This is a genomic window from Kitasatospora sp. NPDC056800, assembly GCF_042789775.1.
Lineage (GTDB): Bacteria > Actinomycetota > Actinomycetes > Streptomycetales > Streptomycetaceae > Kitasatospora.
On record NZ_JBHUAL010000134.1, the window covers coordinates 19,612 to 27,253 of the forward strand.

General features: G+C 73.4%; 3 protein-coding genes. All 3 read left to right on the forward strand.

Features of this window, described 5'->3' with window-relative positions:
* Positions 1–171 precede the first annotated feature (171 nt).
* The 3 genes from ACFRQN_RS26220 to ACFRQN_RS26230 all read left to right on the forward strand — a co-directional run bounded on the left by ACFRQN_RS26220 (position 172) and on the right by ACFRQN_RS26230 (position 7,581).
* The gene (locus ACFRQN_RS26220) at positions 172–2,640 is read left to right on the forward strand and encodes a discoidin domain-containing protein (protein ID WP_380742534.1); all 2,469 of its coding nucleotides are present in this window, start codon (positions 172–174) and stop codon (positions 2,638–2,640) included.
* A 67-nt stretch (positions 2,641–2,707) separates the two neighbouring features.
* Positions 2,708–6,889: an NEW3 domain-containing protein gene (locus ACFRQN_RS26225; protein ID WP_380742536.1), complete on the forward strand. Its 4,182-nt coding sequence runs from the start codon at positions 2,708–2,710 to the stop codon at positions 6,887–6,889.
* A complete protein-coding gene (locus tag ACFRQN_RS26230) occupies positions 6,886–7,581 on the forward strand; it encodes a hypothetical protein (RefSeq protein WP_380742538.1) in 696 nt (231 codons plus the stop codon). Before ACFRQN_RS26225 ends, ACFRQN_RS26230 begins: the two co-directional genes overlap by 4 nt.
* Positions 7,582–7,642: the final 61 nt, after the last annotated feature.

Below are 7,642 nucleotides of genomic sequence, written 5' to 3' on the forward strand. Positions count from 1 at the left end.
CGCTCCCCGCGCCGCCGCTCCGGTGCGCCGGGGGCCCGGCGGCGGCGCGACCCCCACCCGATCCACCACCGGCACCACACGCTCCAGCACCGGCACGCCCGCATGCAGCCGGGCCCCCGTCCGCGACGGCGGGCCCGCCCCCACCCTCCTCCGCTCGATCGGAGCCACCGCATGTCACGACGCCTCCCCCTGCTGCTCAGCGCCGTCCTCGCGACGGCCGCCCTGACCGCCACCCCCGCCGCCTGGGCCGACCCGGTACCGGCCGCGCTGCCGGGCGCCGGGCCGGCCGCGGCACCCGCCGCCACCGCCGGCCAGGGCAGCCAGCCCTTCGCCTCGTACTGGTACCCCAACAGCATCCTGAACTGGGACCCGGCCACCGACCCGGACGCCCGCTTCAACCGCTCCCGCGTCCCGCTCCAGCCGCGCACCAGCGACCCGGCGCTGCGGGCCAACCCCAACGCCCGGACCGGCGAAGGGAAGATCGCCTCGCTGGTCTCCTTCGGCCCCACCTCCAACAACCCCTCGCAGGGCTCCGCCGACCCCAACTACTACGCCTTCGGCTACTGGCAGTACGTCGACAAGCTGGTGTTCTGGGGCGGATCGGCCGGCGAGGGCCTGATCCTCGCCCCCAACCCGACCGTGATCGACGCCGCCCACCGCAACGGCGTCAAGGTGTACGGCACGGTCTTCTTCCCGCCCGGCGCGTACGGCGGACAGCTCCAGTGGGTGCGCGACTTCGTCCAGAAGTCCGGCAGCCGCTACCCCGTCGCCGACAAGCTCGTCCAGGCCGCGCAGTACTACGGCTTCGACGGCTGGTTCATCAACCAGGAGACCGGCGGCGGCGATTCGGCCCTGGCGGGCGAGCTGCGCAACCTGATGCAGTACACCAAGGCGCAGAGCGGCACCGAGTTCATGTGGTACGACGCGATGACGACCTCCGGCGGGGTGAACTGGCAGAACGCCCTCACCTCCGCCAACTCGCCCTTCCTGCAGGATGGTTCGAAGCGCACCTCGGACTCGATGTTCCTGAACTTCGACTGGTCGGCGAGCGGCCTCAACTCCTCCCGGGCGCTGGCCCGGCAGCTCGGCCGCAGCGAGTACGACCTCTACTCCGGCATCGACACCGAGGCCAACGGCTACAACACCGGCGTGAACTGGTCCGCCCTCTTCCCGTCCGGGCAGCCGCACACCACCTCGCTCGGCCTCTACCGCCCCGAGTGGACCTGGAAGTCCGCCACCGACCGCGCCGACTTCTACGCCAAGGACGCCCGCTACTGGGTCGGCGCCAACAACGACCCGTCCCGGACCGACCTCTCGGCGAGCTGGCCCGGCCTGGCCGGCTACGTCGCCGAATCCTCGCCGATCACCGCCAAGCCGTTCGTCACCACCTTCGACACCGGGCAGGGCGACTTCTACAACGCGGCCGGCACCCGGGTCGCCACCGGCGGCTGGAACAACCTCTCGCTCCAGGACGTCCCGCCCACCTACCGCTGGATGGTGGAGTCGACCGGCAGCAAGCTCACCCCGTCGGTCGACTTCGGCGACGCCTACCAGGGCGGTTCCTCCCTGCGGTTGAGTGGAAAGCTCGACGCCGCCAACACCGTACGGCTGTACCAGACCAAGCTGCCCGTCGCCGCGAACACCAGGCTGGACCTGGTGGTCAAGACCCCGGCCGCCGGGCCCACGAAGCTCAAGGCCGCCGTGTCGTTCACGGACTCCCCGAGCAGCTTCACCACGGTCGACGTCGGCGCCAACGCCGGCACCGGCTGGGAGCGGCACACCCTCGACCTCTCCCCGTACGCGGGCCGCACCATCGCCCAGATCGCCCTGCGGGTCGAGGGGGCCGACCCCTCGTACGACCTCCGGGTCGGCCAACTCGCCGTCTACGACGGTTCGGTGGAGACCCCGGCGGCACCGGCCGGACTCACCGTGCTCGGCGCGAGCGACGTGACCGCCGGCTCCAGCCAGTCGCTGCGGCTGTCCTGGACGGCGGCGCCCGGCGGCAACGTGCACCACTACGAGGTGTACCGCCGCAACGCGGACGGCAGCCGCAGCTTCCTCGGCGCCACGCCCAACGACGCGTACTTCGTCGGGCGGCTCGACCGGGCGGGCGGCGAGAACGCCACCACGCTGGACGTCGAGGCGGTGTCCACCACCTACGGGCGCTCCACCGCCGCGTCCACGACCGTCGGTTGGAACGGCACCCCGCCGACCTCCACCAACCTGGCGCTCAACCGCCCGGCCACCGCCTCCGGCCAGTGCAACGCCAACGAGGGCCCGGCCAAGGCCGTCAACGGCAGCGTCAGCGGCGGGACCGGCGACAAGTGGTGCGCGCTGACCTCCGCCAAGTGGCTGGAGGTGGACCTCGGTTCGGCGAAGCAGCTGTCGAAGTTCGTGGTCAAGCACGCGGCGGCGGGCGGCGAGAGCGCCTCGTTCAACACCCGCGACTTCGCCATCCAGGTCCGCTCGGGCGCCAACGACCCCTGGACGACCGTCGCCGACGTCACCGGCAACACGGCCGGCACCACCACCCACCCGGTGGACACCGCCGCCCGCTACGTCCGGCTGGTGGTCAACACGCCGACCCAGAACGGTGATCCGGCCGCCCGCGTCTACGAGTTCGAGGCCTGGGGCGCGTAGCCCGCGCTGCCCTCCCGCTGTCCCGCGCTGTCCCGCGCCGCCCTGTTCGAGGAAAGGAAGAACCCCCGTGCCGGTCACCATCACCGCCGTCGAGAGCACCGATCTGTTCGTCGGCCCCGAGGACGCCCCGCGCCAAGTGCTGCGGGTCACGCTGGAGGGCCCGGCCGCCCGGATCACCGTCAGCGGCCCGGGCGTCCGCGGCGAGGCGACCGGCACGGGCCTGGTCGAGGTCCCGCTGGAGATCAGCGGGGCCTCGCCCGGCGACCGACTCCCGGTCACCGTCCGGGCCTCCGACGCCACCGCCGAATCCGTGGTCGAGGTCGCCGAGCCCGGCTGGACGATGTTCCTGGTCTCGCACTTCCACTACGACCCGGTCTGGTGGAACACCCAGGCCGCCTACACCTCCCCGTGGGAACTGCTCTCCGCCGACGCCACCACCCGGCCGCTGTGGGAGCGCAACGGCTTCGCCCTCGTCGACGCGCACCTGGACCTCGCCCTGCGGGACCCGGTGTACAAGTTCGTGCTCGCCGAAGTCGACTACCTGAAGCCGTACTTCGACCAGCACCCGGAGCGCCGCGAGACCCTGCGGCAGCTGCTGGAACGCGGCCAGGTCGAACTCGTCGGCGGCACCTACAACGAGCCGAACACCAACCTCACCGGCGCCGAGACCACCATCCGCAACATCGTCTACGGCATCGGCTACCAGCGCGACATCCTCGGCGGCGACCCCCGAACCGCCTGGCAGCTCGACGTGTTCGGGCACGACCCGCAGTTCCCCGGCCACCTCGCCGCGGCCGGCCTCACCGGCAGCGCCTGGGCGCGCGGCCCCTTCCACCAGTGGGGCCCGATCCAGAAGAACTTCCGCGAGGCCAAGGACGACGCCCGGGTGATGCAGTTCCCGAGCGAGTTCGAGTGGATCGCCCCCGGCGGGGACGGCGTGCTCACCCACTACATGCCGCACCACTACTCGGCCGGCTGGTGGATGGACTCCTCCCCGGACCTCGCCACCGCCGAACAGGCCGTCTACGAGCTGTACCGCAAGCTCAAGCCCGTGGGCGCGACGAAGAACCTGCTGCTGCCGGTGGGCACGGACTACACCCCGCCGAACAAGTGGGTCACCGAGATCCACCGCTCCTGGGCCGCCAGGTACCTCTGGCCCCGGTTCGTCTGCGCCACCCCGCGCGACTTCCTCGACGCCGTCCGCGCCGAGCTGGCGGCCACCGGCCGGCGGCCCAGCCCGCAGACCCGCGACATGAACCCGGTGTACACCGGCAAGGACGTCTCGTACATCGACACCAAGCAGGCCCAACGGGCCGGCGAGGTCGCGGCCGTGGACGCCGAGAAGCTCGCCACGCTCGCCTCCGTGCACGGCCTCGGCCGCTACCCGGCCGCGGCGCTCGACAAGGTCTGGCGCCAACTCGCCTACGGCGCCCACCACGACGCGATCACCGGCTCCGAGTCCGACCAGGTGTACCTGGACCTGCTCGGCGGCTGGCGGGAGGCGTACGACCTGGCCTCCGGCGTCCGGGACGCGGCGCTGGACGCGCTGACCGCGCGGATCTCCACGGCGGGCGCGGGGCAGGCCGTCGTGGTCGCCAACACGCTCTCCTTCGACCGGACCGACCTCGTCACCGTCGAACTCCCCTCCGACGCAACCTCGGTGAGGGTGCTGGACGACGCCGGCTCGCCCGTGCCCAGCGCCGTCGACCGGGGCACCCTGCGCTTCCTCGCCGCCGACGTGCCCGCGCTCGGCTGGCGCACCTGGCGACTGGTGGAGGGGGAGGCGGAGCAGCCGTGGACGCTGGCCCCGGGCCTGACGATCGTCAACGGCCGGTACCGGGTGACCGCCGACCCGGCGCGCGGCGGCGGCCTCTGCTCGGTTCAGGACCTCCTGCACGACCGGGAGTTGATCCAGGACGGCCGGATCGGCAACGAGCTGCGCGTGTACGAGGAGTACCCGCAGCACCCCGACTTCGGCGAGGGCCCCTGGCACCTGGTGCCCAGCGGACCGGTGACCGGCTCCGGGGGAGCCGACGCCGCCGTCCGCCGGGAGACCGGGCCGCTCGGCGAGCGCCTGGTGATCGACGGCACCGTCGACGGCGTCCGGTACGAGCAGACCGTCACCCTGTGGCGCGGCCTCGACCGGGTGGACTGCCGCACCCGGGTGGTGGACTACTCCGGCGCCGACCGGCTGCTGCGGCTGCGCTTCCCGGTGGACGTCCCCGGCGGCCTGCCGGTCAGCGAGGTCGCGGGCGCGGTCGTCGGACGCGGCTTCGCGATGCCCGACGTGGACTCGGCGGAGGCGCCGTGGACCCTGGACAACCCGGCCAACACCTGGTTCGGCCTCGGCGCCACCGCGCGGGTCGAACTGACCGACAGCACGGGGACGGTGACCGGCTCGCGCGCCCTCGGCGTGGCCGAGGTCGTCGTCCCCACCCTGGACGACGCCGCCGACGCCCGCCCCCTGGTGGTCGCACTGGCACGGGTCGGGGTCACCGCCACCACCTCGGGCGCCGACTGGGCGCGGTACGGCTGGCTGGACGTGGACTCCAACCTGCCGGACTTCCGCATCGTGGTCGGCTCGCCGGACCTCAACCCGGTGGCACGGGAGTTGATCGACCTGGCGGGCGAGGAGTACGCGGCCGCCCTGAAGACGCACGGCGCGGTCTGGGTACCGGCGGCGACCCCGCTCACCGAGGTCTGGCGCCCGGACGCCGACCTGCGAGACCTGCGCGCACTGCCGGCACTGATCGTCTCCGACCCCTCCGCCCTGGTCGACGACCTGGCCGACGCCCGGATCACCGCCGTCTGCCCGTCCGCCGTCCAGGACCAACTCGCCGACCAAACCGTGGTGTTGCTGAGCTTCGGCCTGCCCGGCTTCGCCGTCGACACCACCGGCGCGCTGCACCTGTCGCTGATGCGCTCCTGCACCGGCTGGCCGTCCGGCGTCTGGATCGACCCGCCCCGGCGCACCCTGCCCGACGGCGCATCCTTCCAACTCCAGCACTGGACACACGAGTTCAGCTACGCACTGGTCGGAGGCGACGGCGACTGGCGGGCCCAGACGCTGCCCGCCCAGGGCCAGGAGTTCAACCACCCGCTGTACGCCCGGATCGCCCCCGCCCAGGAAGGTCCGCTGCCGGCCACCCTCTCCTGGCTGCGGGTCGAACCCCAGCGCGAGGTGCTGCTCGGCACCCTCAAGCCGAGCGGCAACCCGATCGCGCACGGCTCCGCCGCGCCGCTCGGCAGCGAACTCACCGTCCGGCTGGTCGAGTCGACCGGCCTCGGCCGGACGGCGAAGCTCAGCGGCGCACTCGGCCTGGACGACGTGCGCGCCGCCGACCTGCTGGAACGCCCGCGCCCCGCCGACGGCCCCGCCCTCGACCTCGCCGGCTCGCAGATCGCCACCCTGCTCGCCTCCCCGGCCGTCACGGCCCCGGAGGGTGAGACGGACCTCGGTCCGGTGGCGGAGACGGCCCAGCCCGTCCACGCCCGCTACTGGCTGCACAACCGGGGCCCGGCACCGCTCGGCTACCTCCCGGTGTCCGTCGGCGCCTCGCCCGGACTGCTGCGGACGGCGGGGGAGCCGGTGACGCTCTCGGTCGCCCTCTCCTCCCAGCTGCGGGACGCGGCCGTCGAGGGCACAGCCGTCGTGCTCCCGCCCGAGGGCTGGACCACGAGCCTCGGCAGCCGCCCGTACCGGCTCGCACCCGACGGCCACCTGCGCTTCCCGGTGACCCTCACCCCGCCGGCCGACGCCGAGCCCGGGCTGCACTTCGCCGCCGTCCGGATCGAGCACGACGGCCAGCAGATCGAGGACGTGGTCACGATCGCCGTCGGCGACCTGCCCGACCTGCTGCCCGTCCCCGGCGACACCCCCGAGGACTGGACGATCGCCCAGGGCACCAAGGCCACCAGCGGCCGCGACACCGGACTGGACGTCGAGGTCTCCACCGAGACCCTGCACGTCGTCCCCGGCAGCCGTACCGCCCTCTCCCTCACCCTCACCAACCGCACCCGCGGCGAGATCCGGGGCGAGCTGCAACTCGTCTCCCCCTGGGGCACCTGGGACGTCATCGCCGACCCCGTCCGCGGCTTCACCGTCCCGGCCGGCACGTCGTCGGTGGTCGAATTCGCCGTCTCCGTCGCCGAATCCACCGACCCGGGCTCGTACTGGGCCCTGGCGAAGGTCATGTGGTTCGGCCGTTGCCAGTACGCCCCGACCGTCGCCCTGGTGGTGGAAGCATGACCCTCGGCCTCCTCGACGGTCGCCCCCTCCCACGTGCGGCCCTCGATCACCGCCTCGCCGCCCTCCGGAACGGCCCGCGCGCCACCGCCCTGCCACAACCGGGCAGTTCGGAGGACCGCCAGCTGACCCGCTGGGTCGCGCAGGTCTTGTTGACCGAAGCCCTCTGCGAGGCAGTCGCCGCCGAACGCGACCTGCCCGTGGCTCCTGATGGCCCCGCCCACCTCGACCAACAGGCCGCCGTCGAACTCGGCTCCATCACGGCGGCCGCCTACGAGGGCAGCGCCGCCGTCCGCGCCGTCTACGACGCCGTGACGGCCGACATCGACCCCTCACCCGAGGACATCGCCCACTACCGCACCCTGACCACCCGCCCGGCGACCGAGAGTTGGCACCTCGCTCTCCCCGACGGCGAGTTGGAAGCCGACCCCACCACCCTCCCCGCCGCCCTAGCCGAGGCCCTCCGCACAGCCCCACCCGGCGCATGGGTCACCGCCGGCCCCTGGACGGCAGCCCTCCTCGCCACCCACACCACCCCGGAAGGCGACGACCCCACCCCCACCCTCCGCGCCGCCGCCCGCCGAGCAGCATTCGTCCGCTGGCTCGACCACGAACGCGCCCAACGCCTCCTCCTGGTCGAGGGATTGGAACACCCAGGCGACCCCGCCCAACCCGACAACCACCACCGCCACTGAGCTCCCTGCCCCTGCCCGCCGCGCTCGTCCACCGAGCGGGGCGGGCCCGGTCGTGCGCCGT

Coding starts and splice junctions, on each gene's coding strand:
- ACFRQN_RS26220 (WP_380742534.1), top strand. CDS start 172: ATGTCACGACGCCTCCCCCTGCTGCTCAGCGCCGTCCTCGCGACGGCC.
- ACFRQN_RS26230 (WP_380742538.1), top strand. CDS start 6,886: ATGACCCTCGGCCTCCTCGACGGTCGCCCCCTCCCACGTGCGGCCCTC.